Origin of the sequence: Nocardioides panzhihuensis (assembly GCF_013408335.1) — a bacterium.
Taxonomy (GTDB): Bacteria; Actinomycetota; Actinomycetes; order Propionibacteriales; family Nocardioidaceae; genus Nocardioides; species Nocardioides panzhihuensis.
The window spans coordinates 119677-140163 of record NZ_JACBZR010000001.1; the positions used below are offsets into that span (position 1 = coordinate 119677).

Below are 20487 nucleotides of genomic sequence, written 5' to 3' on the forward strand. Positions count from 1 at the left end.
AGAGCAGTGCTCTCGGAATGAGTGTGCACTGGTCGCGATGACAAAGCAAGAGCAGTGCTCACTTTTGTTGACATCGCTCTCTTCGGCGGGACACGATGGCGCCATGACAGGGACTCCACGTGAACGCGCACGGGCGCAGACCATGGGCGAGATCGTCCGGATCGGCCGCGAGCACCTGGCGGTCCACGGCGCAGCCGCGCTCTCGTTGCGGGCGGTGGCCCGCGACCTCGGGGTGGTCTCCTCAGCCGTCTACCGCTACGTGAAGAACCGCGACGAGCTGCTCACGCTGCTCCTCGTCTCGGGGTACGACGAGATCGGCGACGCCGTCGACGCCGCCGTCGCCGCTGCCCCCGAGGACGACCCCCGGGCCCAGTTCCTGGCGCTCGGCCGCGCGGTCAGGACCTGGGCGCTCGCCGAGCCGGCGACGTACGCCCTGCTCTTCGGGTCGCCCGTCCCCGGCTACGCCGCGCCGGACGAGCGCACCAGCGTTCCCGGCACCCGCGTCCCGACCGCGATGTTGCGGCTGTGCGCCGGCGCGCTCGCGGCGGGGCGGCTGACTCTGCCTGATAAGTCGGAGGAGATCTCGCCTGCGCTCGCGGAGGGCCTACAGGGCATCCGCGACCAGCTCGGCATCGACCTGCCCGACGAGGCCCTCACCCGCGGCGTACTCGTCTGGACGAGCCTCTTCGGCCGCGTCAGCTTCGAGGTCTTCGGACAGTTCGGCCCAGACGCCTTCGGCGACCCCGCCGCCCTCTTCGAGCTCCACCTGGCCGCGCTGGCCGACGAGCTCGGGTTGGACGAGCGGTCGTGAACCGGTACGTGCTCTAGGCGTCGACCTTGTCGCGCAACCTTCGGACGGCAGCGAGCAGCGGACCCAAGTCGGTCTTGACTGTCTCGGCGATGATGTCGGTCGAGCTCAGGAAGTAACGATGCGCGAGATGATCACGCATGCGGGCGATCTGCTTCCACGGGATGTCGGGCTCGGTCGCGAGGACGGAGTCGTCCAGACACGTAACCGCCTCGCCGATCTCGAGGAGTCGCATTCTGACGGCATCGACAACGACATCGTTCTCGAGGGTGCCCTTCGTCAGATGGCTTCTGATCGCAGTGACGGCATCGACGATGTCGTCGAGACGCTCTTGGCCTGAGCGGGTCACAGCGCGATCAGGTCGCGTTCGACGCGGGCGCGGATTCGAGCCTGCAAGCCTGAGTCAGGGACGAGGTCAACGCTGGCGCCGAGGATCTCCTCGAGCTCATCCTGCATGCGAAGGATGGTGAAGAGGCTGGTGTGGGGCGGGAAGTCGACAAGCAGGTCGACGTCGCTGTCAGGACGGTCGTCACCGCGGGCAACGCTGCCGAAGCCGCGTACGTTGCTGACACCATGTCGGCTCAGCACATCCAACAGATCGTCGCGCTTCGACACGACGACGCGACCCACTGGGCCGTGGAGCGCTGCCTCTCGGTGTGCTGCGGGTTGTGTCACGCCACAATTTTAGCCGCTGGTGAGGCCTCGCCGAATAGTCAGTTCCTGGCATCGAGAGGTCGAAATTGACGGCGTGAGGTCACTTCTGTGACCTCACGCCGTCCAGAGTCGACAACTCGGAGTCAGAAACTGACTTCTCGGCGAGCTACTTGATCTCGGCGATGACTGCGCCGTTGGCGACGGTCTCGCCCACGGTGGCGGTCAGGCCGGTGATGGTGCCGGCTTTGTGGGCTTTGAGGGGTTGTTCCATCTTCATGGCCTCGATGACCACGACGACGTCACCCTCGGCGACCTCCTGGCCTTCTTCGACGGCGATCTTGACGATGGTGCCTTGCATCGGGGAGGCGACGGAGTCGCCGGAGGCGGCAGCGCCGGTCTTCTTCGCAGCGCGCTTGGGCTTCTTCGCGGCACCGGCGCCACCGCCGGCCGCGAGCCCGCCGAGTCCGGCGGGCAGGGAGACCGAGAGGCGTTTGCCGCCGACTTCGACCACGACGGTCTGCCGCTGCCCGGCGGTGCCGTCTTCGTCGTGCTCACCGGCGGTGCCGGTGTAGGGGGTGATCTGGTTGTCGAAGTCGGTCTCGATCCAGGTGGTGTAGACCTCGAAGGAGCCGTTGGCGGCGGTGTAGGCGGGGTCGTTGACGACGGCCTGGTGGAACGCGATGGCGGTGGGCATGCCGTCGACCTTGAACTCCTCCAGCGCGCGGCGTGAGCGTTCGAGTGCTTGGGTGCGGTCGCGGCCGGTGATGATCAGCTTGGCGATGAGCGAGTCGAACGCGCCCGGGATGGTCTCGCCCTTCTCATAACCGCCGTCCAGGCGTACGCCGGGGCCGGCCGGAGGCGCCCACTCGGTCAGGGTGCCCGGGGCGGGCATGAAGTTGTTGCCGCCGTCCTCGGCGTTGATGCGGTATTCGATGGAGTGGCCGCGGATCTCGGGGTCGTCGTAGCCCAGCTCCTCACCGGCGGCGATGCGGAACATCTCGCGGACCAGGTCGATGCCGGTGACCTCCTCGGAGACGCAGTGCTCGACCTGGAGGCGGGTGTTGACCTCGAGGAAGGAGATGGTGCCGTCGGCGGCGACGAGGAACTCACACGTGCCGGCGCCGACGTAGCCGGCCTCGCGCAGGATCGCCTTGGAGGACTCATAGAGGCGCTTGTTCTGCTCCTCGGTCAGGAACGGCGCGGGGGCCTCCTCGACCAGCTTTTGGTGGCGGCGCTGCAGCGAGCAGTCGCGGGTGGAGATGACGACCACGTTGCCGTGGGTGTCGGCCAGGCACTGGGTCTCGACGTGGCGTGGTTTGTCGAGGAACTTCTCGACCAGGCACTCGCCACGTCCGAAGGCGCTGATCGCTTCGCGGACCGCGGACTCGTAGAGCTCGGGGATCTCCTCGAGGGTGCGGGCGACCTTCAGGCCGCGACCGCCGCCACCGAAGACGGCCTTGATGGCGACCGGGAGGCCGTGCTCGGTGGCGAAGGAGACGATCTCGGAGGCGTCCTTGACCGGGTCCTTGAGGCCCGGGGCCAGCGGCGCACCGGCCTTGAGCGCGATCTGCTTGGCCTTGGCCTTGTCACCGAGCGCGTCGATGGCCTCGGGGGAGGGGCCGATCCAGGTCAGACCGGCCTCGATCACGGCCGTGGCGAAGTCGGCGTTCTCGGCCAGGAAGCCGTAGCCGGGGTGGACCGAGTCCGCGCCGGACTGGCGGGCGACATCGAGGATCTTCTCGATGGAGAGGTAGGACTCCGCAGGCGTCGCGCCGCCGAGCGAGTAGGACTCATCGGCCAGACGCACGAAGAGCGCGTCACGGTCGGGGTCCGCGTAGATCGCTACAGAGCCGATCCCGGCGTCCTTGCACGCGCGGATCACTCGAACGGCGATCTCACCGCGGTTGGCGATCAGGACCTTTGTCAGTGGCTTGCTCAACGAGAACTCCTCCATCGTGAATGCAAGGACATGCTAGGGGAGGCCATCCGGCCCTGGCTCCAGGCGTACGTAGTAACGATTGTCACACCTCGGTGAGCTGAGCGAGCGAGGAGGTTACTCGACGGTACACGTCGTCGTCGACGAGCACCCCGGCATGCCGGAGCGCCAGCACCGCCGCCCCAGCGAGGCCATCGTCGGCGACGACGGCCCCGGGGGCGACCCGGGCGGCGAAGTCCGGTTGCCGGGCCAGGACGCTTCCGGCTGCGACCAGCGGGCCGACGACATCAGGCGTACGCACCGCCGCCAGCGTCTCCGCCAGCCCGGCTGCCGCCCGGTCGAGGATCTCCGCCGCGAACTCGTCGCCGGCGTCCGCCGCGGTGAACACGAGCGCGGCGAAGTCGGCCAGGCGCAGCGGCGGCATCGCATAGAGAGCGGCTGTGGCCGCGACGAGCGTCCCGGTCCGGCCGCCTTCGCGATGAGTGACCGGCGGGGTCCCGAGCCGGTCCAGCAACAGGCCGGTCAGCAGGGTCGTGGCACCGCGCCCGTCGAGCGGGGCCAACCCGGCGCGTACGGCCTCGCGGCCCAGCCAGAAGCCCGAGCCGACATCCCCGAGCAGCCAGCCCAGCCCGTCCGAGATCGCCGCCAGCTTGCCGTTCTCGACCCGCACCGCCGACGCCCCTGTGCCGGAGAGCAGCACATATCCGTCCGGGGCCGCCGTCCCCGAGAAGTACGCAGCCAGCACGTCGAAGTCGAAGACAGGCTCGTGCGCGACCAGGTCGGAGAGCGTGGCCGCGATGGTGGCCCGGTGGCCGGCGCCGCCTGCTCCGGCCACCGCGAGCGCCGCACCAGAGACCTGATCGACCCCCGCGGAGGCCATGGCCTGTGTGACCGCGGCCCTGATCGCCGAGGTGGCAGCGTCGATTCCGGCGGAGGTCGGGTTGCCGCTGCCGGCCTTCCCGATGCCTCCGCATCGTCCGTCAGAGGAGACGACGACGGCGCGAGTGCTGGTGCCTCCCGCGTCGAGTCCCAGATAGTTATGAGTCATTGACACCGTTTCGTAACAGAAAACCATTGCCAGGCGTACTCTCTCCAAATAGTTTTCGTGCGCAGGGCTCGTCATACGGTCGCGGCCCGAGTTTGCAAAGTGGGTGGACTAATTGATCACTGACGTGTTCGGATCCTTCGACGAGCAGGTTCGCACACGCCTGTCCGAGCTGCAGGCCATTGCGCAGTCCGGTGGCTTCGACGAAGCGGTCGAGCTGATGGTCAGCAGCATCCGCAACGGCGGGGTGCTGCAGGCGTTCGGCACCGGCCACTCGCAGGCGTTCGCGATGGAGATCGCCGGACGGGCCGGTGGCCTGATTCCGACCCACGCCATCGCGCTGCGGGACACGGTCCTCATGGGCGAGCGTCCGGCCAGCGACCTGGCGGGCGGTCTCCTCGAGCGTGACAGCAACATCGCGAACGAGCTCTGGGAGCTCCACGAGTTCCACTCCGAGGACGTCTTCCTGATCGCGTCCAACTCAGGTGTCAACGGTTCGATCGTCGGCATCGCGCTGCGCGCGAAGGAGGAGGGCCACAAGGTGATCGCGGTGACCAGCCTGGAGCACACCAACGCGGTCACCCCCAAGCACCCCAGCGGCAAGCGCCTGGCCGAGATCGCCGACGTGGTGATCGACAACCTGGCTCCCTTCGGTGACGCGACGGTGCCCATGGGCGCCTCCGGCGCCGAAGGTCTCGATGACCCCGACGGCCAGGGAGTGATGGGCGGTGCGGTCTCCTCCATCACGGCGGCGTACATCGCTCAGCTCCTGACGATCGGCACCGCGGCCACGCTTCAGGCCGCCGGTGAGACCCCACCCCTGTATCTCTCCGCCAACATCCCGGGTGGCGATGAGCACAACGATGCGCTGAAGGCTCGCTACGGCGAGCGCATCGGAAGCATGGCCTGAACACCCGTAAGAAGAAGTAAAGAGGAATCCCACCCGAAAGAAGGCAGCACGATGTCCCAGCAGCTTCACGGCCGGCTCGATCGCCGGACCCTCCTGCGCGGCAGCCTCGCCGGCGCGGCGCTCCTGTCGTTCTCCGGTGCGCTCGCCGCCTGTGGCGCGCCCGGTAGCGACTCTGACAACACCGGTGGCGGCACCAAGTCCGACTCCAACCCGTTCGGCATGGCGGAGGACTCCACCGTCGACGTGGTGATCTTCGACGGTGGCTACGGCTACGACTACGTCGAGTTCGCCGCAGGCATGGCCGGCAAGGAGTTCGCCGACGCCAACATCAAGGTCAGCGCGACCACCAAGATCGCCACCGAGCTCCAGCCGCGCTTCGTCGGCGGCACGCCGCCGGACCTGATCGACAACTCCGGCGCCGACCTGATCGGCTTCAACACCATCGCCACCCAGCTGGAGGAGCTCGACGACGTCTTCGAGGCCGACAACTACGAGGGCGTCAAGATCGCCGACACCCTCTACCCCAACGTCAAGGCCCCCGGCACCTACAGCGACCGGTTCGTGGCGATCAACTACGTCATGACCCTGTACGGCGTGTGGTACTCGGCCTCGCTCTTCGCCGAGAACGGCTGGACCGCGCCGAAGACCTGGGACGAGGCGCTCGACCTCGGTGCCAAGGCCAAGGCCAAGAAGAAGTACCTCTGGGTCTGGGGCAAGGAGGCGGCGACCTACTACCGCACCCTGGTGATCGACTCGGCGGCGAAGGAGGGCGGCGACGAGGTGCGCCTCGCGCTGGAGAACCTCGAGAAGGGCGCCTGGTCCCACCCGGTCGTCCAGGGCATCCTCGAGAAGCTCGGCGAGATGGTGAAGCAGGACATGTTCGTCCCCGGCGGAGCCGGCACCCAGTTCACCGCCGCTCAGGCCAAGTGGTCCAACGACCAGCAGGCTCTCCTCTACCCGAGCGGTGGCTGGATCGAGAACGAGATGAAGGACGCCACCAAGGACGGCTTCGAGATGACCGGCATCCCTGAGTTCGTGCTCAGCGACAGCCCGGCGCTGCCCCCGGAGACCATCCGTGCGGCGGCCGGCGAGGCGTTCATCGTCCCGAGCAAGGCGAAGAACCCGGCCGGCGGCAAGGAGATCCTCCGCGCGATGCTGTCGAAGGAGGCCGCCACCAACTTCTCGAAGACGAAGCTGGCGCCGACCATCGTCAAGGACACCATCCCGGCCGATGGTTTCGGCTCCGCGGCGCTGAAGTCGCAGAGCGCGATGCTCGACGCCGCCGGTGACAACACCTTCAACTTCCAGTTCTACGACTACTACGGCACCAACGCCGACGAGCTCGTGGTCTGGAACTCGTTCCTCTCCGGTGACCTGGACGTCAAGGGCCTGACGAAGGCCGTCCAGGGCATCTTCGACAAGGTCGCCGACGACTCCTCGATCGAGAAGCTCAAGATCACCTGATCCCCTCTCACAGATCGCGAACTACCATGTCTGCATCAGTCACTGATGCGACGACGGCGGGCGGGCTCCCCGAGGCAAATCCCTGGGGAGCCCCACCGCGCCGTCGCCGCCGTAAGCTCACCTTCGACCGGGCCCTGTTCATGGCCGTCTTCCTCGGCCTGCCGGTCGCGGTCTTCGTCATCTTCGTCGTGATCCCGATCGGCCAGGCCCTCTTCTACTCGCTGACCGACTGGTCCGGGTTCTCCCCGGTCATGAACGTCGTCGGCCTGGACAACTACGTCAAACTGCTCAACGACGAGACCTTCCTCAAGGCGCTGCGCAACAACGCGCTGCTCACCCTCGTGGTGCCGCTGGTCACTCTTGCCGCGGCGCTGGCGATCGCGGTGGTCGTGACCACCGCCGGCCCCAGCACCGGCCAGGTGCGCGGCCTGAACGGCTCCGGCTTCTACCGAGTCGTCTCGTTCTTCCCCTATGCCGTGCCGGCCATCGTCATCGGTCTGCTCTGGGCGCAGGTCTACGACCCGGCGGCCGGCCTGTTCAACGGGATCCTCACCGGCCTCGGACTCGACGGTTTCAAGGACTACGCCTGGCTCGGGGAGGTGCGTGCGGCGATGCCTGCCTCGATGTTCGTGATGATCTGGGCCAGCATCGGCTTCTACACCGTGCTCTTCGTGGCTGCCATCAAGGGCATCCCCGCGGAGATCTACGAGGCCGCCCGCATCGACGGCGCCGGTCGGTTCCGCACCGCGATCTCGATCACGCTCCCGTCGATCCGTGACAATGTCCAGACGGCCTACATCTACCTCGGGATCCTCACCCTCGACGCCTACGTCTTCATGGCGGCGCTCAACCCGGGCGGTGGGCCCGCGAACTCGACGCTGACGATGAGCCAGCACCTGATGAACACCGCCTTCAAGAAGGGCCAGTTCGGTTATGCCACCTCGATGGGAGTCGTACTCGCCCTGGTCACGCTGCTCTTCGCAGCTCTGATCTTCGCGATCTTCTACTTCGCCGGTGGCCGCGACAAGAAGGGAGAGGTGGCCCGATGAGCGCCGTGACTCTCGACGAGCAAGCCGCCCCCGCGCGCGCCGACCGCAGCAGGCGTACGCCCAGTGACGCCCTGGTGGCGGGCACCTCGCACACGATGTTGATCATCTGGTCGGTGATCGTGATCGTGCCGTTCTGCTGGGTTCTGCTCTCCTCGTTCAAGACGTCGAAGGAGATCCTGTCCTCGCCGTTCACACTGCCGGCGGAGTGGAGCTTCGACAATTACGTCAGCGCCTGGACGAAGGCTGGCATCGGGACGTACTTCTTCAACACCGTCATCGTCGTCGGCACCGCCTTGGTGCTGGTGATGCTGCTGGGGGCGATGTGCGCCTACGTGCTGGCACGGTTCGAGTTCTTCGGACGCAACTTCATCTACTACTCGATGCTCGGCGGGCTGACCTTCCCGGTCTTCCTGGTCATCGTGCCGCTCTTCTTCGTGCTGCAGGGGTTCGGGCTGCTCAACACGCTGCCCGGGCTGATCCTGACCTACGTGGCCTACGCGCTGCCGTTCACCGTCTTCTTCCTCTACGCCTTCTTCAAGACGTTGCCCGACGACGTATACGAGGCCGCGATGATGGACGGTGCGGGGGAGTGGCGCACGTTCTTCCGGATCATGCTGCCCATGGCCGCACCTGGGATGGCCGGCGTGGCGATCTTCAACTTCCTCGGGCTGTGGAACCAGTTCCTGCTCCCGGTGGCGCTCAACACCGACCGAAAGAACTACGTGCTCACCCAGGGCATGGCCTCGTTCTCGTCGCAGGCGGGCTACAACGTGGACTTCGGCGCGCTCTTCGCCGGCGTGGTCCTGACCGTGCTTCCGGTGCTGGTGGTCTACCTGATCTTCCAGCGGCGGATCGCCGGGACGGTCTCGACCGGCACCTTCCGCTGAACCGGATGTGATGCGGGTCTCGCATCCCAGGTTAATAAGCGCTAACCTGGGATGCGTGACCTCTTTTCTCCAGCCCGAGCACGAAGAGCTGCGTGCCGTCGTCCGTGACTTCGCCCAGAAAGAGATCGCGCCCCATGCCTCCCAATGGGACCGCGACCATCACTTCCCCGTCGATGTGGTCCACAAGATGGGAGAGCTGGGCCTCTTCGGCCTGACCGCCCCCGAGGCGTACGGCGGGGGTGAGGGTGACCTCGTCGCGCTCTGTGTCGCGATCGAGGAGCTCGGCCGCGTCGACCAGTCGATCGGGATCACGCTCGAGGCCGCCGTCGGCCTCGGGATCAACCCGATCCTCACCTACGGCATCGACGAGCAGAAGGAGCGGTGGCTCCCCGACCTCGTCGCGGGCAAGAAGCTGGCCGGCTTCGGGCTGACCGAGCCGGGCGCCGGCTCCGACGCAGGCGCGACCGCCACCAAGGCCGTACTGGACGGCGAGGAGTGGGTCGTCGACGGCTCCAAGCAGTTCATCACCAACTCCGGTTCCTCGATCACCTCCGTCGTGACCGTCACCGCGCGCACCGGCACCCGCGACAACGGCAAGCCCGAGATCAGCACCATCATGATCCCCTCAGGCACGCCCGGGTTCACGGCCGAGAAGGGCTACGACAAGCTCGGCTGGCACGCCTCCGACACCCACCCGCTCTCCTTCGACGGCGCCCGGGTGCCGGCCGACCACCTCCTCGGTGAGCGCGGCCGCGGCTACGCCCAGTTCCTGGCCACCCTCGACGACGGCCGCGTGGCGATCGCCGCCCTCGCCGTCGGCTGCATCCAGGCCTGCCTCGACATGTCGCTCGAGTACGCGGGGGAGCGGCAGACCTTCGGTGGCCCGATCGGACGCAAGCAGGGTGTCGCCTTCCAGATCGCCGACCTCGAGGTCATGCTGCGGGCCTCGCGCCTGCTGACGTACGAGGCCGCTTCGATGAAGTCCGGGCTCGACTCGGGTGCCGTCACGATGAAGGAGTTCAAGCAGGCGGCCGCCGCTGCCAAGCTGTACGCCACCGAGTCGGCTGTCACCGCGACCCGTATCGCCACCCAGGTCTTCGGCGGCTACGGGTTCATGGAGGAGTATCCGGTGGCCCGTTTCTACCGCGACGCGAAGATCCTGGAGATCGGCGAAGGCACCTCCGAGGTGCAGCGGATGCTGATCGCAAGAGGTCTCGGCCTACCGGTCGAATGAGCTTGATTCTTCCTGTGGGCTGAACGAAACCCACAAAGTAATCAAGGGCCATCTCACCATTGACCGTTTACTGTGGCTCCATGGTGTTCGGGGGACAGCTGCTGGGACGGCTGCGTCGCACCCGCCTCTTGGGAGAGGCGGTCCGCTTCATGATGGTCGGCGGAGTTGCGACAGCAGTCGCTTTCGTGCTGTTCAACGGGCTGGTCCACGGCTTCTTCACGGGTGCCGGACCGATGAACGGGCAGCCGATCCCGGCCTACATCATCGCCAACACGGTCGGCATGCTGATCAGCTACGAGCTGAGCCGCCGCTGGACCTTCCGCCACCGCACCTCAGACCATGCTGACGGTGGCTTCACCGCCTACGTCGTCATCAACGCGGTCACGATGCTGCTCCCGATCGGGTGTCTGTACGTCACCCGCAGCGTGCTCGGCTGGGACAGCGCGATCGCCGACAACGTCTCGGCCAACGTGGTCGGGGTGATCCTGGGCCAGATCGCCCGGTTCTTCCTGTTCCGGAAGTTCGTCTTCGGTCAGCCGATCCGCTACACGCAGGTCTACGGCGGCGTCGAGGAGAAGGCTGCCGCCGAGCTCGGCGCCATGGACGGTGCGGCGATCCTCGTCGCCTCGGAGGGTCGCGAACGGTTCAGCGGTTCCACAGATCCGGCCACGCATGACCGAGCCGGCTGAGCAGATCGCGCAGCAGCGGCAGGCTCAGTCCGACCACGTTGTGATGGTCGCCCTCGATCCGGGTCACGAACGCTCCGCCGAGCCCGTCGATCGTGAACGCCCCGGCGACGTGGAGCGGCTCACCGGTCGCGACGTACGCCGCGATCTCCTCGTCGCTCACCTCGGCGAAGTGCACAGTCGTGGCCGCGGTCTGCGACACCTGCTGGCCGGTCGCGGTGTCGATGAGCGCATGCCCTGAGACGAGGACGCCGCTGCAGCCCCGCATCTCCCGCCAGCGCTGAGTCGCCTCCTCGGGGTCGCTGGGCTTCCCCAGCGGCTTCCCGTCCAGCTCGAGGACACTGTCACAGCCCAGCACGAGCGCTCCTGCGGGGACGTCCGGCCGGCCGGCGACCGCGTCCCTCTTGAGCTCGGCCAGCCCGAGCGCCAGCTCCGCAGGCGGCAGTCCGTCGAGCCTGCTCTCGTCGACTCCGGAGACGATCACGACCGGCTCGACACCTGCGCTGCGCAGCGTCTGCAGCCGGGCGGGGGACTGGGAAGCGAGGACGAGCGTGGTCATGGCTCAACCCTAGGGGGTGTAGTTCTTTACCGCGGTGCCCGTCAAGGCTAGGTTTCGCACATCCAACCCATCTCAATGAGGAGAAATCCGAAGTGACGGATTACCCGCCGCCCCCGCCCCCGCAGCAGCCGTACGGCGCTGGTCCCGTGGGGGAGCTGCCGCTGAGCCAGCCGCTCCGCGGTGCGTCGCCCCGCGACGCCATCATGCGCTTCTTCAAGAAGTACGCCACCTTCGAGGGCCGCGCCAGCCGGTCCGAGTTCTGGTGGCCGTGGCTGTTCGCCTGGGTCGTCAACACCGCGATCACCCTGATCCTCGGCTCCGACTCGATGGCCGGCTCCATCGTCGGCGGGCTCTTCTCGCTCGCCATCCTGGTCCCGTCCCTCGCCGTCGGCGCCCGGCGCCTGCACGACACCGGCCGCTCCGGCTGGTGGCAGCTGCTCTACCTGACCTGCGTCGGCATCATCGTGCTGATCATCTTCTGGGCTCTCCCGGAGAAGGCCGAGGGCGACAAGTACAACGTCGCCTGACCGGCGGCTAACCACGAGCGGCGATCAGTCTCTAGACTGATCGCCGCTCGGCCGAAGTGGTGGAATTGGCAGACACGCAGCACTTAGGATGCTGTGCTCTAGGGCGTGCGGGTTCAAGTCCCGCCTTCGGCACACAGAGTCCGGGTCCGACCCGGGGCGTCCCAGGGACGATCCTGATGGACAACAGGCCCCTGACCCCCAAGGATGGAAGAACAACACCCCATCCATGGAGAGGGATGAACTCATGTCGTTCAAGGACAACGCGTCCAGCTGGCGCGATGGCGTCCAGAAGGGCGTCGAAGGCGCCAAGCCCGCTGTTGAGGACGCCAAGGTGAAGTCGGCACCTCACCTTGTCACCGGCGGCGAGAAGACCGTCGAGAAGGCCGGCGAGTTCAAGGCGCAGATCGAGGCCAAGCGGGTCGAGATCGGCTCCGCAGCCGACGCCGACTCGCCGCGCAACCAGGCGCTGTCGGGTCTGCTCCAGGTCGGCGTCGCCGCGACCGACGCCGCCGCCCACGCGGGCGAGTGGCTGAAGGAGACCGGCACCAAGTGGGGCGCCGGCCCCGTGGTGGTCGAGCCGCCCAAGGAGATCCCGGGCGACGTACCTCCGCCGCCGGACTTCCAGAGGCCCGGCGACCAGCAGTAGGACCGAGCCCTAGGAAGCGAGCCCGAGGTCGCGGCGAAGCTTGGCCACGTGTCCGGTCGCCTTGACGTTGTACTGCGCGACCTCGATCTTGCCTTCCTCATCGAGGACGAACGTCGAGCGGATCACGCCCTCGACGACCTTGCCGTAGAGCTTCTTCTCGCCGTACGCGGCGTACGCCTTGTGCACCGAGAGGTCCTCGTCGGAGGCCAAGGTGATGGTGAGCCCGTCACGCTCGCGGAACTTCGCGAGCTTGGCGGGCTTGTCCTTCGATACGCCGACGACCTCGTAGCCGGCGGCCTTCAGCGAGTCGATCGAGTCGGTGAAGTCGCAGGCCTGCTTGGTGCAGCCGGGGGTCATCGCGGCGGGGTAGAAGTAGACGATCACCTTGCGACCGCGGAGGCTGCTGAGCGAGACCTCCGCGCCGGTGTCGTCGGGGAGGGTGAAGTCAGGGGCCACATCGCCCGGCTCGAGACGCGTCATGGAGCCAACCTAGGGCATGCCTGGAGAACATTCCCAGGCGAACCGCAGCGGTGGAGCACGCTGCGGACGTACGTCGGTTGCTAAGGTCTGCGCATGTCCAAGGACCAGACTTCCTCGCTCGAGTCCGAGATCGAAGAGATCCGTGAGCGGCTCGCAGGCACCATCGATGAGCTGATCTACCGGGGCAGCCCGAAGACGATCGTCCAGCGCCAGGTGGCGGCCGTCAAGGCGGTCTACGTCGACCCGATCTCCGGTGAGCCGAAGATGGGCAACATCGCGAAGACCGTCGGCGGAGTGGTGGGCACCTTCGTGCTCATGGCGACGCTGCGTAAGATCACCAAGGTCAACTGACCCCCACCAGCAAGGCAACGACGGACGTGACCGACAAGACCCCCATCAAGATGCTTCACGACCGGGTGCTGGTCGATGTCGGGGCCGACGCCGGTGAGCGCCGTTCGTCGGGCGGCATCGTCATCCCGGCAACGGCAGCCATGGGGGCGGCCAGGCGGCTCACCTGGTCACGCGTGGTCGCGGTCGGCCCGCACGCGCGTGCCGTCGAGATCGGCGACCGGGTGCTCTTCGACGCCGACGACAAGCCCGAGGTCGAGGTCGCCGGGGAGGTCTACGTCCTGATGCGCGAGCGCGATGTGCACGCTGTCGCCGCTGAGCGGATCGCCGACGAGTCGACGGGCCTGTACCTCTAGCTCTTCTTCTCGGGCTTGGGCAGTGCGTTGAAGCGGTGCGCGAAGACGACGATGTTGCTGTCATAGCTCGAGCCGTTCCAGTCGGTGCAGGTGATGACCACCAGTCGGCCGTCGCCGTGGTCCTGCCCGAAGATGCGCTGCGCCTGCTCGGCCAGCTCCTTGCGGCTGAGCACCTCGACAGAGTCGACCTGGTGCTGGAAGGTCCCGTCCTTGGTGACGATGTCGACCTCCTGCCCCTCCTCGATGTGGTCGAGCTTGTTGAGGCTGCCGCCGCCGGTGTGCACGGTGTGGCCGGTGACGACCGTCTGGCCCTGCGCCGATCCCGGCTTCGCGCTGCCGACCCACCAGCCGATCTCGCGCGGGTTGCGCGGCGGGTCGAGCACCTCGCCGTCGAGCCGGATCGGGACGACCCTGGCCTTGGTGTTCAGCCCGGGCAGCTCCAGGCGCTGCGGGGCGCCGGGAGGGACCTCCGTCGCGGCGCTGCCGCTCGGCCACACCAGCCCGGCCAGAACCATCGCGATGGAGAGCACGACCAACGCGGTCCAGAGGCCGCTCGCCGCCGCGGCGAACCGCGACGGCGAGTCAGGAGGGTTTTCAGCCACGCCGCAACATGCGGACGTACGTCGCCGCACCGGCGCCCGCGGCCGCGAGGAGCAGCAGGGTGACGAGGGCGATGCGTCCGGCGCTGCCGTCGTCGTAGCTCTCCACGCCGGCGGTCACCACGGTCGGGACGGTGGCCGGCGGGTTGGCCGCCTTCGGCGGCGGGTTGTTGACGACCGTCTTCGGAGCTGGGCTGTTCGGGCCGCAGCTGCTCGTGCCGATGGTCAAGTGCGTCAGCGGGCCACCGACGAACGGCTCGGCCGCGGGCAGGATCTTCGCGTCGAGTGCGGTCACCGTGATCGCGCCGGGGGAGGTGTCCTGGGCGTTGAGGGTGATGTCGAGGAGGTTGTCCTCCAACGGCGCGAGCTGGTCTTCGATCGAGGTCAGCAGCGTGTTGAGGACCTGCTTCTGCAGTTCGACGACGACGGGATCGATCGGCTGGAGCGCACCGCCGAGGCCGTTGGCCAGCTGGGTGCGCAGGCCCTTGATGACGACATCGACCACGCCGGAGAGGTCGGTGACGACCTTCTGGTTCACCGCGGGGTCGACCGGCAGGTCGACGACGGTCTCCCGTTTGCCGCCGGGCAGGACCACGTAGACGGAGGAGGTGGCGATGGTGCTGTCGCCTCGCGCGGTGTCGTCGTTGGCCGTGCAGTGGCTCTGCACGGCGCCGAGGTCCACGAAGAGACCTGCGCCGTCCAATCCGTCGACCACGGGGGCGAGGAGCTGGTCAAGTGCGCCGGTGATCTGGGTCTGGAACGGCTTCAGCGCTTTCTGGACCTCGGCATCCATGCCCTGGAACAGGTCCGACTGGATCACCTGCAGCTCACTGAAGTCGAGGCTGGCCGCGTCGAGCTTGATGTTGTTGCCCCCGCTGAGGCAGTTGCCGGAGCCCGCGGCGACCAGGGTCGCACCGTCACCGGCGACGCCGGAGCAGGCGGCGGAGGTGGCGTTGCTTTTGGCGACCGCATCCTGGGCCAACGTACCCACGTGGATCGCGTCCTGACCGGCGAGCAGGTTGATGACCGGCTTGTTGGTGCCTTCGGGGGACTGGGTCGAGCCGTCGTTGGTGACGGCATAGGTGCCTGAGTCGGTCGCCGCGGCGCCGGCGGGCGTGACGCTCAGCGCGGTTGCGGACGCCTGTGACACCGTGGCGGCGCTCGCAGGCGCTGCTGACAACGCGACCATGGCGGCAGCGGCTGCCACTGCGGCTCCCCGCGCGATGATTTTCGTGCGCACGTAAATCTCCCTCCCTTTGACCTTCGTCACACACAACGGACGAGTAGCCCCGTACGTTACGGCCTGGGGTATCCCTTGACCTGCGGAATCCTGGTATCTGGATCAACTGTCGCAGACAGATCCGTCCTTGTCGCCGTCGCGATACCAGTCGTACTCCGGGTCACGACCCTTCCGGTACGGCCCATACCCCTCCGAGATCGCCTTGGCGCAGGTGTCGAAGCGCGGGTCGTCGCTGCTCGGCTCACTGCTTGGCTCGGTGCTCGGTGAGCCGCTCGCGGGCGGGTTGACCTGGGCCAGCCGCACGGTGATCTCGGGGTCGTCGCAGCCGGCGGCGATGTCCTCGAGCGCGGCCTTCTCCGCACGGTCGGCGAAGAGGCTCCAGCGGATCTTCACGGCGACCCAGTCGGCGGCGTACGTGCAGTGGTACGCCGCGTCGTCGGGCATCCAGTCGGCCGGATCCTGGTCGCCCTTGCTGCGGTTGGTTGCGGCGGTGACCGCGATGAGCGCGCGCGGGTCTCCGAGGTCGTTGGCGTACGCCTCCCGCTCCTCGTCGCTCCACGCGTCGGCGCCGGACTCCCAGCCCTCCTTGAGCGCGATCATGTGGTCGATGTCGAGGCCGCCGGGGCGCTTGAGGGTGACACCGTCGTACGTGGAGAACCACTCGCCCCTGGTCACCTCGCACCTACCGCGCGCCTTCTTCTTCGACTCCTCGAGGAGCACCTCGTCGCGGGCGTCCTGACAATCGCCGTCGGCATCGACCCAGTGTTTGAACTTCTCCCGCTCGTAGCCGGAGGTGACCTCCTCGGCGACCGGGAGCTTCGCGATGGCTTCGGTCAGCGGAAGACTGACCTTCTCGCCGCTGCCGGCGCCGTATCCGGCTTGGACGGCGGCGTCGGGCTCGGAGATCTCGGCGCAGCCGGAGCAGAGGAGTGCGACGGCGAACAGGGTCGCCAACGGGCGCAGCATGGGGTGACTCCAGAGAGATGGGGGAAGAGCCCGAGGGAGCGTCGGGGCGGCTCAACTTTGTCGGACCCCATGGCGGGCAGCACGCAGGCGCGCCGCTCAGGGGCCGCCTCCTCTCACGTAAAAGAGAATCCCGGGCCAGGGCTTGTTGCCTGGCCCGGGATTCCGGGTGCTGCAGGTCCTGCAACGGACCTACAGGTGAGGGCTGATCAGCGGATCAGGCCTGTGCACGGCGCAGCAGGAACCACCGGGTGGCGGCGGCTGCGGCGACGAGCAGAGCGAGCGCGCCGGCGGCGAACCCGCCCTTGGCGGCCGGGGAGGAGAGCAGGCTGAGCTCGGCGTTGGCCGGGGCGTTGTCCGGCTTGACCTCGAGGCTCGTGTCCGGGTCGGACTTGTCGCCGGAGACGACGACGTCGACGTTCTTCTTCTCACCGCTGGCCGCGGCCTTCTCCTCGGAGACGCTGAGGCCGTTGGTGCCGCAGGTGCTGGTGCCGATGGCGACGTCGGCAGCCGTCGGGGCGCCGACCTTCTTCACGGCGTCGAGGACCTTGATGTCCAGGGCGGACACCTCGAGCGACTTCGCGGTCTTGTCTTGCTTGTTCATGGTGAGCTTGACCAGGTCGGTCTCGAGGCCCTTGAGGAGCACGGCGAGCTGCTCCTTGATGTGCTCGATCAGGTCGACGCGGATGGAGATGTCCATGACGCCCGGCGCGATCTTGCTCTTCAGGCCCGACTGGAGCAGCGTGTCGACGCGGCCGAGGACGGCGTCGGTCACGGGCGAGAGGTCGGGGACGACCGTCGTGTTCTTCTTCGGGTTCGCCGGCAGGTCGGCCACCTTGATGTCGCCCTTGCCGGGGACGTTGACGGTGACGGCGGCGTTCTTGAGCTGGGTCTTGCCCTTGAACGAGTTGCCCTGCGCCATGCAGTTGCTCTCCGCGGCGTCGAGGTCGACGCCGACCGAGAGACCGCCGACCTTGGCGAGCACACCGGAGACGACGGCCTGGACCAGGTCGTTGACCGGGCCGAGCTTCACGTGGACCGACTTGCTCTGGTCGGTGAGCAGGTAGTCGGTGGTCGCGCCCAGCTTCTGGAGGTCGAGCTCGGCGAGGTTCACCGTGACGGCCTCGCCCGGCTTGACGCAGCTCGAGCCGTCGCCGATCGCGACCAGGGTCGCGCCCTTGCCGGCGAGGGCCGAGCAGGCGCCGGAGTAGGCGGTGCCGTTCTGGAGGGCGGCGGCCGCGTCCTGGGCGAAGACGCCGACCGAGAGCAGCTTCTGGTCGCCCTTGAAGAGCGGCAGAGCCGGCTTGTTGGTGCCTGAGTTGACGGTCTTCTTGCCGTTGTAGGTGGCGGTGTAGCGACCGGTGTCGACCTTGACCTTGTCAGACACGTCGACGGTCAGTGCGACCGACGAGGCCTTGGCCTGGGGCTTCTCCGCCGACGCAGCAGTCGCCGGGGCCGCGGTCACGGAAAGACCGATCATCGCGGTCGCCGCAAAAAGGGCGGCTCCGCGGACCGAGAGTGGGGAGCGCAAGTGACTTCTCCAATGGTGTTGATAACTGTCGATGACAGGGCACGACGAGTGGAAGTCAGCCTCTGCAGCCCCCCGGTTGGCTGTGACTCACCGTGACAAAGCGGGGAGTCTAGCCACGTCGATTTGCCGCCGACCAGCGCCGACCTCATGCCTGAGGTCACAGAATCTCCCCGTAACTTCGCCGGTAACAGGTCGTGCTGGAGGTCGATCTCGACGTGGAAATGACCATGGGCCATATCGCGGTCCTCGATATGGATCTGTCGTATGGATCCTGTGCCTGGAATGTTCCACTGGGGCCAGATGGCAAAAAGTCGGCCTCAATCATGATGAATCACCAGTTAGGCTGACCTAAGTAGAGGCTTGAGGGCTTTCTGACAATGTGTCAGTATCTTTCTCGGAACGCCGTTTCGCTTGACGCCCCGACCTCACTGGAGCACCTATGTCTGCCCAACTCGTCGACGAGATCTCCGGCGCACCGCTCTCCGCGCTGATGCGTGAGGGCTCCCGAGCCCAGCACACCGCAGCCGAGAGCTCCTCGTTCATGGAGGAGCTGCTGGCCGGGCGGGTCAACGAGCAGGGGTACGCCGACTATCTGCTGCGCCTGCGCAAGGTCTATGCCGCGCTCGAAGCGGTGGGTCGCGACCTGGCAGCCACGGACGCCGTCGCCGCGGCCGTCCATGACGTGACCCTGGAGCGCTTGGCCGCGATCGATGCCGACCTGGGCGTGTGGGCGCCAGGTGCCGACGGCGGTTCCGTGGAGTCGGCGGCTGCCGATGCGTACGTTGCTCGGATCGAGGCCACCCGCGCCTGGGGTGGGCTCTACGCCGCTCACCACTACACCCGTTACCTCGGTGATCTCTCGGGCGGCCAGGCGATCGGCCGGCTGCTCGACCGGTTCTTCGAGCTCGGCGGGGAGGGCGTGGCGTTCTACGAGTTCGCCGAGATCCCCAAGCCGAAGCCCTACAAGGACGGCTACCGCGCCCGCCTCGACGCGCTGGATCTCGGCCCCGCCGAGAAGCTCCGGGTCGTCGAGGAGGTCCAGGTCGCCTTCGAACTCAACCAGGCTCTCTTCGAGGAGCTCGGCGCCCGCCTCGACGACTATCGCAAGTGAGCTGAGGTCCGCCGTCGTGCCCCGGATCGCCGCCGAGAACGTCCCCGAGCACCGCAGGCTGGTGCGCGAGCGGATCTTCGCCGCGTTCGCGGAGCTGATGGTCGAAGGCAGCTATGACGCCGTCAGCATGTCGAAGCTGGCTCAGCGCGCCGAGATCGGGCGCACCGCGATCTACCACCACTTCAAGGACCGCGACGCGGTGATGGTCGCGTTCGCGACTCACGAGACCTCGGAGTACGTCGCGTCCCTGCGGGCTCAGCTCGCCGCGAGCGAGCAGCCGGCGGAGCGGTTGCGGATCTACGTACGCAACCACCTCACCCTCGGCGAGACCCCGCTCCACAAACGGCGCGGTCACATGGGTTTCGGCCCCCAGGTCTACGGCGCTCTCCCCGAAGGGGCTCGTCAGGAGATCCGAGAGCACGTCGTCGCCGTCGAGGAGGTCCTCGCCGAGATCCTCGAGCAGGGCGTCGAGCAAGGCACCTTCGCTGTCACCGACATCGACGCCACCCTCTCCCTGATCCACGCCGTCCTCGGCACCCGCCAGGTCCCCGCCGAGAGCGTCGAGGAGTTCGTTCTTCACGCCGTCGGTGCTCCCTGACGCAAGACGCCCGTGTCGGTGAAAGAAACATTTCTTTCACCGACACGGGCGTCTCCGCCGACGCGACGGGATCCGACAGCCGTCGGCGCCGATCCTCAGGCGCCGATGGCGATGACCGGCTTCTTAGAGGGGTCGAGAAGGCTGAAGTACTCCTTCATCATCCAACGCGGGACGCTGACGCAGCCGCCGGTCGCACCCGAACCGTTGACGTGCAGGAAGATCCCGGCGCCCCGGTAGCGGACCGGCTTGTCGTAGTTGTACTTGACGACGACCGCGTACTCGTACTGCGTCGGGTAGGCCGCCAGACGCTCGGAGCTGTTGACGTCGCTGGCCGGGAGCCAGTGGCGGAAGCCGCCCTGGGACTTGAGGCGGTAGCGGTTGTAGTAGGCCGAGTTGTTGTCCTGGACCCAGTAGGACTCGCTGGTGATCTTGGTGTGGGACAGCTTCTGAGTGCTCGCCTTCGCGTACCTGCCAAAGGTCGACATCAGGCTGAAGGTGCCCATCGGGGTCGTGCTGGTGCCCTGCTTGCGCCGGTCGCGCGCCACGAGCCCGCCGGCGCCGATCCGGCCCTTGGTGGTCATGAACTTCTGGGTCCACCTGCCGTCCGCCTTCTGCCAGAAACGGACGTTGGCATACGTCCCTGAGCTGCGGTTCACGGTGACGACCTGCGTGCCGCCGTAAGGGACGGCGACCGAGACGCCGTCGAGGACGACTGTCGTCGCGGCGCCTGCGTTCGAGGGTAGAAGGGAGAACATGGCGGCGGCGGTCGCAACGACAGCGACGACACCGCCGACCAGACCTGTTCTTCGGTCGATCGAGAGTCTCACGAGACTTCTCCTAGTGCATGGGGGATCGG

The 20487-nt window shown here is 67.3% G+C and carries 24 protein-coding genes and 1 tRNA gene; 14 read left to right on the plus strand and 11 right to left on the minus strand.

The window, feature by feature from the left end; all coding sequences use genetic code 11:
• Nucleotides 1-103 precede the first annotated feature (103 nt).
• Nucleotides 104-811 (plus strand): TetR/AcrR family transcriptional regulator, encoded by a 708-nt coding sequence (locus BJ988_RS00495; protein WP_179656177.1) that lies wholly within the window; start codon nucleotides 104-106, stop codon nucleotides 809-811.
• A gap of 13 nt (nucleotides 812-824) precedes the next feature.
• Here BJ988_RS00495 and BJ988_RS00500 read toward each other — a convergent pair whose 3' ends face one another.
• The 4 genes from BJ988_RS00500 to BJ988_RS00515 all read right to left on the minus strand — a co-directional run bounded on the left by BJ988_RS00500 (nucleotide 825) and on the right by BJ988_RS00515 (nucleotide 4446).
• A complete protein-coding gene (locus BJ988_RS00500; RefSeq protein WP_179656178.1) occupies nucleotides 825-1157 on the minus strand; it encodes a HepT-like ribonuclease domain-containing protein in 333 nt (110 codons plus the stop codon).
• On the minus strand, nucleotides 1154-1483 hold the full coding sequence (locus BJ988_RS00505) for a nucleotidyltransferase domain-containing protein (RefSeq protein ID WP_179656179.1): 330 nt from the start codon (nucleotides 1481-1483) through the stop codon (nucleotides 1154-1156). The genes BJ988_RS00500 and BJ988_RS00505 overlap by 4 nt, the downstream gene beginning before the upstream one ends.
• Before the next feature lie 145 nt (nucleotides 1484-1628).
• Nucleotides 1629-3416 carry an acetyl/propionyl/methylcrotonyl-CoA carboxylase subunit alpha gene (locus BJ988_RS00510; RefSeq protein ID WP_179656180.1) on the minus strand — a complete coding sequence of 596 codons (1788 nt, stop codon included), beginning with the start codon at nucleotides 3414-3416 and terminating at the stop codon, nucleotides 1629-1631.
• A 67-nt stretch (nucleotides 3417-3483) separates the two neighbouring features.
• Nucleotides 3484-4446, minus strand: a complete 963-nt coding sequence (locus BJ988_RS00515) for an N-acetylglucosamine kinase (protein ID WP_179656181.1) — start codon at nucleotides 4444-4446, stop codon at nucleotides 3484-3486.
• A 112-nt stretch (nucleotides 4447-4558) separates the two neighbouring features.
• Between BJ988_RS00515 and BJ988_RS00520 the strand changes: the two genes are divergently transcribed.
• From BJ988_RS00520 to BJ988_RS00545, 6 genes are all read left to right on the plus strand, one after another.
• Nucleotides 4559-5353 (plus strand): sugar isomerase domain-containing protein, encoded by a 795-nt coding sequence (locus BJ988_RS00520; RefSeq protein ID WP_218860479.1) that lies wholly within the window; start codon nucleotides 4559-4561, stop codon nucleotides 5351-5353.
• Nucleotides 5354-5404: 51 nt separating this feature from the next.
• Nucleotides 5405-6817: an N-acetylglucosamine/diacetylchitobiose ABC transporter substrate-binding protein gene (ngcE, locus tag BJ988_RS00525; RefSeq protein ID WP_179656182.1), complete on the plus strand. Its 1413-nt coding sequence runs from the start codon at nucleotides 5405-5407 to the stop codon at nucleotides 6815-6817.
• 26 nt (nucleotides 6818-6843) lie between these two features.
• Complete coding sequence (locus BJ988_RS00530; protein WP_179656183.1) at nucleotides 6844-7866, plus strand: carbohydrate ABC transporter permease; 1023 nt, start codon at nucleotides 6844-6846, stop codon at nucleotides 7864-7866.
• The gene (locus BJ988_RS00535) at nucleotides 7863-8753 is read left to right on the plus strand and encodes a carbohydrate ABC transporter permease (protein ID WP_179656184.1); all 891 of its coding nucleotides are present in this window, start codon (nucleotides 7863-7865) and stop codon (nucleotides 8751-8753) included. The genes BJ988_RS00530 and BJ988_RS00535 overlap by 4 nt, the downstream gene beginning before the upstream one ends.
• A 55-nt stretch (nucleotides 8754-8808) precedes the next feature.
• Entirely contained in the window at nucleotides 8809-9987 is a 1179-nt protein-coding gene (locus tag BJ988_RS00540) for an acyl-CoA dehydrogenase family protein (protein ID WP_179656185.1), read from the plus strand.
• Between the two features lie 80 nt (nucleotides 9988-10067).
• Nucleotides 10068-10676, plus strand: coding sequence for a GtrA family protein (locus BJ988_RS00545; protein WP_179656186.1), 609 nt, complete (start codon nucleotides 10068-10070; stop codon nucleotides 10674-10676).
• Here BJ988_RS00545 and BJ988_RS00550 read toward each other — a convergent pair.
• Complete coding sequence (locus tag BJ988_RS00550) at nucleotides 10633-11232, minus strand: Maf family protein (protein ID WP_179656187.1); 600 nt, start codon at nucleotides 11230-11232, stop codon at nucleotides 10633-10635. The genes BJ988_RS00545 and BJ988_RS00550 overlap by 44 nt on opposite strands.
• Before the next feature lie 92 nt (nucleotides 11233-11324).
• On the opposite strand from BJ988_RS00550, the gene BJ988_RS00555 reads away from it, so the two are divergent.
• The 3 genes from BJ988_RS00555 (at nucleotide 11325) to BJ988_RS00565 (ending at nucleotide 12405) form a co-directional block, all read left to right on the plus strand.
• On the plus strand, nucleotides 11325-11759 hold the full coding sequence (locus tag BJ988_RS00555; RefSeq protein ID WP_343051372.1) for a DUF805 domain-containing protein: 435 nt from the start codon (nucleotides 11325-11327) through the stop codon (nucleotides 11757-11759).
• A gap of 50 nt (nucleotides 11760-11809) precedes the next feature.
• Nucleotides 11810-11891, plus strand: a tRNA-Leu gene (locus tag BJ988_RS00560).
• Between the two features lie 112 nt (nucleotides 11892-12003).
• On the plus strand, nucleotides 12004-12405 hold the full coding sequence (locus BJ988_RS00565) for a hypothetical protein (RefSeq protein ID WP_179656188.1): 402 nt from the start codon (nucleotides 12004-12006) through the stop codon (nucleotides 12403-12405).
• A 9-nt stretch (nucleotides 12406-12414) separates the two neighbouring features.
• Here the strand turns inward: BJ988_RS00565 and bcp are convergent, their stop codons facing one another.
• A complete protein-coding gene (gene bcp, locus BJ988_RS00570) occupies nucleotides 12415-12885 on the minus strand; it encodes a thioredoxin-dependent thiol peroxidase (protein WP_179656189.1) in 471 nt (156 codons plus the stop codon).
• Nucleotides 12886-12978: 93 nt separating this feature from the next.
• Between bcp and BJ988_RS00575 the strand changes: the two genes are divergently transcribed.
• On the plus strand, nucleotides 12979-13236 hold the full coding sequence (locus tag BJ988_RS00575; protein ID WP_179656190.1) for a DUF3618 domain-containing protein: 258 nt from the start codon (nucleotides 12979-12981) through the stop codon (nucleotides 13234-13236).
• A gap of 26 nt (nucleotides 13237-13262) precedes the next feature.
• Complete coding sequence (locus tag BJ988_RS00580) at nucleotides 13263-13589, plus strand: GroES family chaperonin (protein ID WP_425490775.1); 327 nt, start codon at nucleotides 13263-13265, stop codon at nucleotides 13587-13589.
• On the opposite strand, the gene BJ988_RS00585 is transcribed toward BJ988_RS00580, so the two are convergent.
• The 4 genes from BJ988_RS00585 to BJ988_RS00600 all read right to left on the minus strand — a co-directional run bounded on the left by BJ988_RS00585 (nucleotide 13586) and on the right by BJ988_RS00600 (nucleotide 17871).
• Nucleotides 13586-14191 (minus strand): sortase domain-containing protein, encoded by a 606-nt coding sequence (locus tag BJ988_RS00585; protein WP_179656191.1) that lies wholly within the window; start codon nucleotides 14189-14191, stop codon nucleotides 13586-13588. The two genes, BJ988_RS00580 and BJ988_RS00585, sit on opposite strands and share 4 nt — an antisense overlap.
• The gene (locus BJ988_RS00590; RefSeq protein ID WP_179656192.1) at nucleotides 14184-15428 is read right to left on the minus strand and encodes a hypothetical protein; all 1245 of its coding nucleotides are present in this window, start codon (nucleotides 15426-15428) and stop codon (nucleotides 14184-14186) included. The genes BJ988_RS00585 and BJ988_RS00590 overlap by 8 nt, the downstream gene beginning before the upstream one ends.
• A 102-nt stretch (nucleotides 15429-15530) precedes the next feature.
• Nucleotides 15531-16394 carry a GmrSD restriction endonuclease domain-containing protein gene (locus BJ988_RS00595; protein WP_179656193.1) on the minus strand — a complete coding sequence of 288 codons (864 nt, stop codon included), beginning with the start codon at nucleotides 16392-16394 and terminating at the stop codon, nucleotides 15531-15533.
• 214 nt (nucleotides 16395-16608) lie between these two features.
• Nucleotides 16609-17871 (minus strand): hypothetical protein, encoded by a 1263-nt coding sequence (locus BJ988_RS00600; protein WP_179656194.1) that lies wholly within the window; start codon nucleotides 17869-17871, stop codon nucleotides 16609-16611.
• A gap of 490 nt (nucleotides 17872-18361) precedes the next feature.
• On the opposite strand from BJ988_RS00600, the gene BJ988_RS00605 reads away from it, so the two are divergent.
• Both BJ988_RS00605 and BJ988_RS00610 read left to right on the plus strand, forming a co-directional pair.
• Entirely contained in the window at nucleotides 18362-19033 is a 672-nt protein-coding gene (locus BJ988_RS00605; protein WP_179656195.1) for a biliverdin-producing heme oxygenase, read from the plus strand.
• 16 nt (nucleotides 19034-19049) lie between these two features.
• The gene (locus BJ988_RS00610; RefSeq protein ID WP_179656196.1) at nucleotides 19050-19631 is read left to right on the plus strand and encodes a TetR family transcriptional regulator; all 582 of its coding nucleotides are present in this window, start codon (nucleotides 19050-19052) and stop codon (nucleotides 19629-19631) included.
• Between the two features lie 95 nt (nucleotides 19632-19726).
• On the opposite strand, the gene BJ988_RS00615 is transcribed toward BJ988_RS00610, so the two are convergent.
• The gene (locus BJ988_RS00615) at nucleotides 19727-20458 is read right to left on the minus strand and encodes a L,D-transpeptidase family protein (RefSeq protein WP_343051373.1); all 732 of its coding nucleotides are present in this window, start codon (nucleotides 20456-20458) and stop codon (nucleotides 19727-19729) included.
• Nucleotides 20459-20487: the final 29 nt, after the last annotated feature.

What these genes read in the sequence shown, in the direction of transcription:
- BJ988_RS00600 (WP_179656194.1), bottom strand. Translation starts at nt 17,871, where the DNA reads ATGATCGGTCTTTCCGTGACCGCGGCCCCGGCGACTGCTGCGTCGGCG.
- BJ988_RS00530 (WP_179656183.1), top strand. Translation starts at nt 6,844, where the DNA reads ATGTCTGCATCAGTCACTGATGCGACGACGGCGGGCGGGCTCCCCGAG.
- BJ988_RS00565 (WP_179656188.1), top strand. Translation starts at nt 12,004, where the DNA reads ATGTCGTTCAAGGACAACGCGTCCAGCTGGCGCGATGGCGTCCAGAAG.
- BJ988_RS00550 (WP_179656187.1), bottom strand. Translation starts at nt 11,232, where the DNA reads ATGACCACGCTCGTCCTCGCTTCCCAGTCCCCCGCCCGGCTGCAGACG.
- BJ988_RS00575 (WP_179656190.1), top strand. Translation starts at nt 12,979, where the DNA reads ATGTCCAAGGACCAGACTTCCTCGCTCGAGTCCGAGATCGAAGAGATC.
- BJ988_RS00495 (WP_179656177.1), top strand. Translation starts at nt 104, where the DNA reads ATGACAGGGACTCCACGTGAACGCGCACGGGCGCAGACCATGGGCGAG.
- BJ988_RS00595 (WP_179656193.1), bottom strand. Translation starts at nt 16,394, where the DNA reads ATGCTGCGCCCGTTGGCGACCCTGTTCGCCGTCGCACTCCTCTGCTCC.
- BJ988_RS00535 (WP_179656184.1), top strand. Translation starts at nt 7,863, where the DNA reads ATGAGCGCCGTGACTCTCGACGAGCAAGCCGCCCCCGCGCGCGCCGAC.
- ngcE (WP_179656182.1), top strand. Translation starts at nt 5,405, where the DNA reads ATGTCCCAGCAGCTTCACGGCCGGCTCGATCGCCGGACCCTCCTGCGC.
- BJ988_RS00545 (WP_179656186.1), top strand. Translation starts at nt 10,068, where the DNA reads ATGGTGTTCGGGGGACAGCTGCTGGGACGGCTGCGTCGCACCCGCCTC.
- bcp (WP_179656189.1), bottom strand. Translation starts at nt 12,885, where the DNA reads ATGACGCGTCTCGAGCCGGGCGATGTGGCCCCTGACTTCACCCTCCCC.
- BJ988_RS00515 (WP_179656181.1), bottom strand. Translation starts at nt 4,446, where the DNA reads ATGACTCATAACTATCTGGGACTCGACGCGGGAGGCACCAGCACTCGC.
- BJ988_RS00510 (WP_179656180.1), bottom strand. Translation starts at nt 3,416, where the DNA reads ATGGAGGAGTTCTCGTTGAGCAAGCCACTGACAAAGGTCCTGATCGCC.
- BJ988_RS00605 (WP_179656195.1), top strand. Translation starts at nt 18,362, where the DNA reads ATGTCTGCCCAACTCGTCGACGAGATCTCCGGCGCACCGCTCTCCGCG.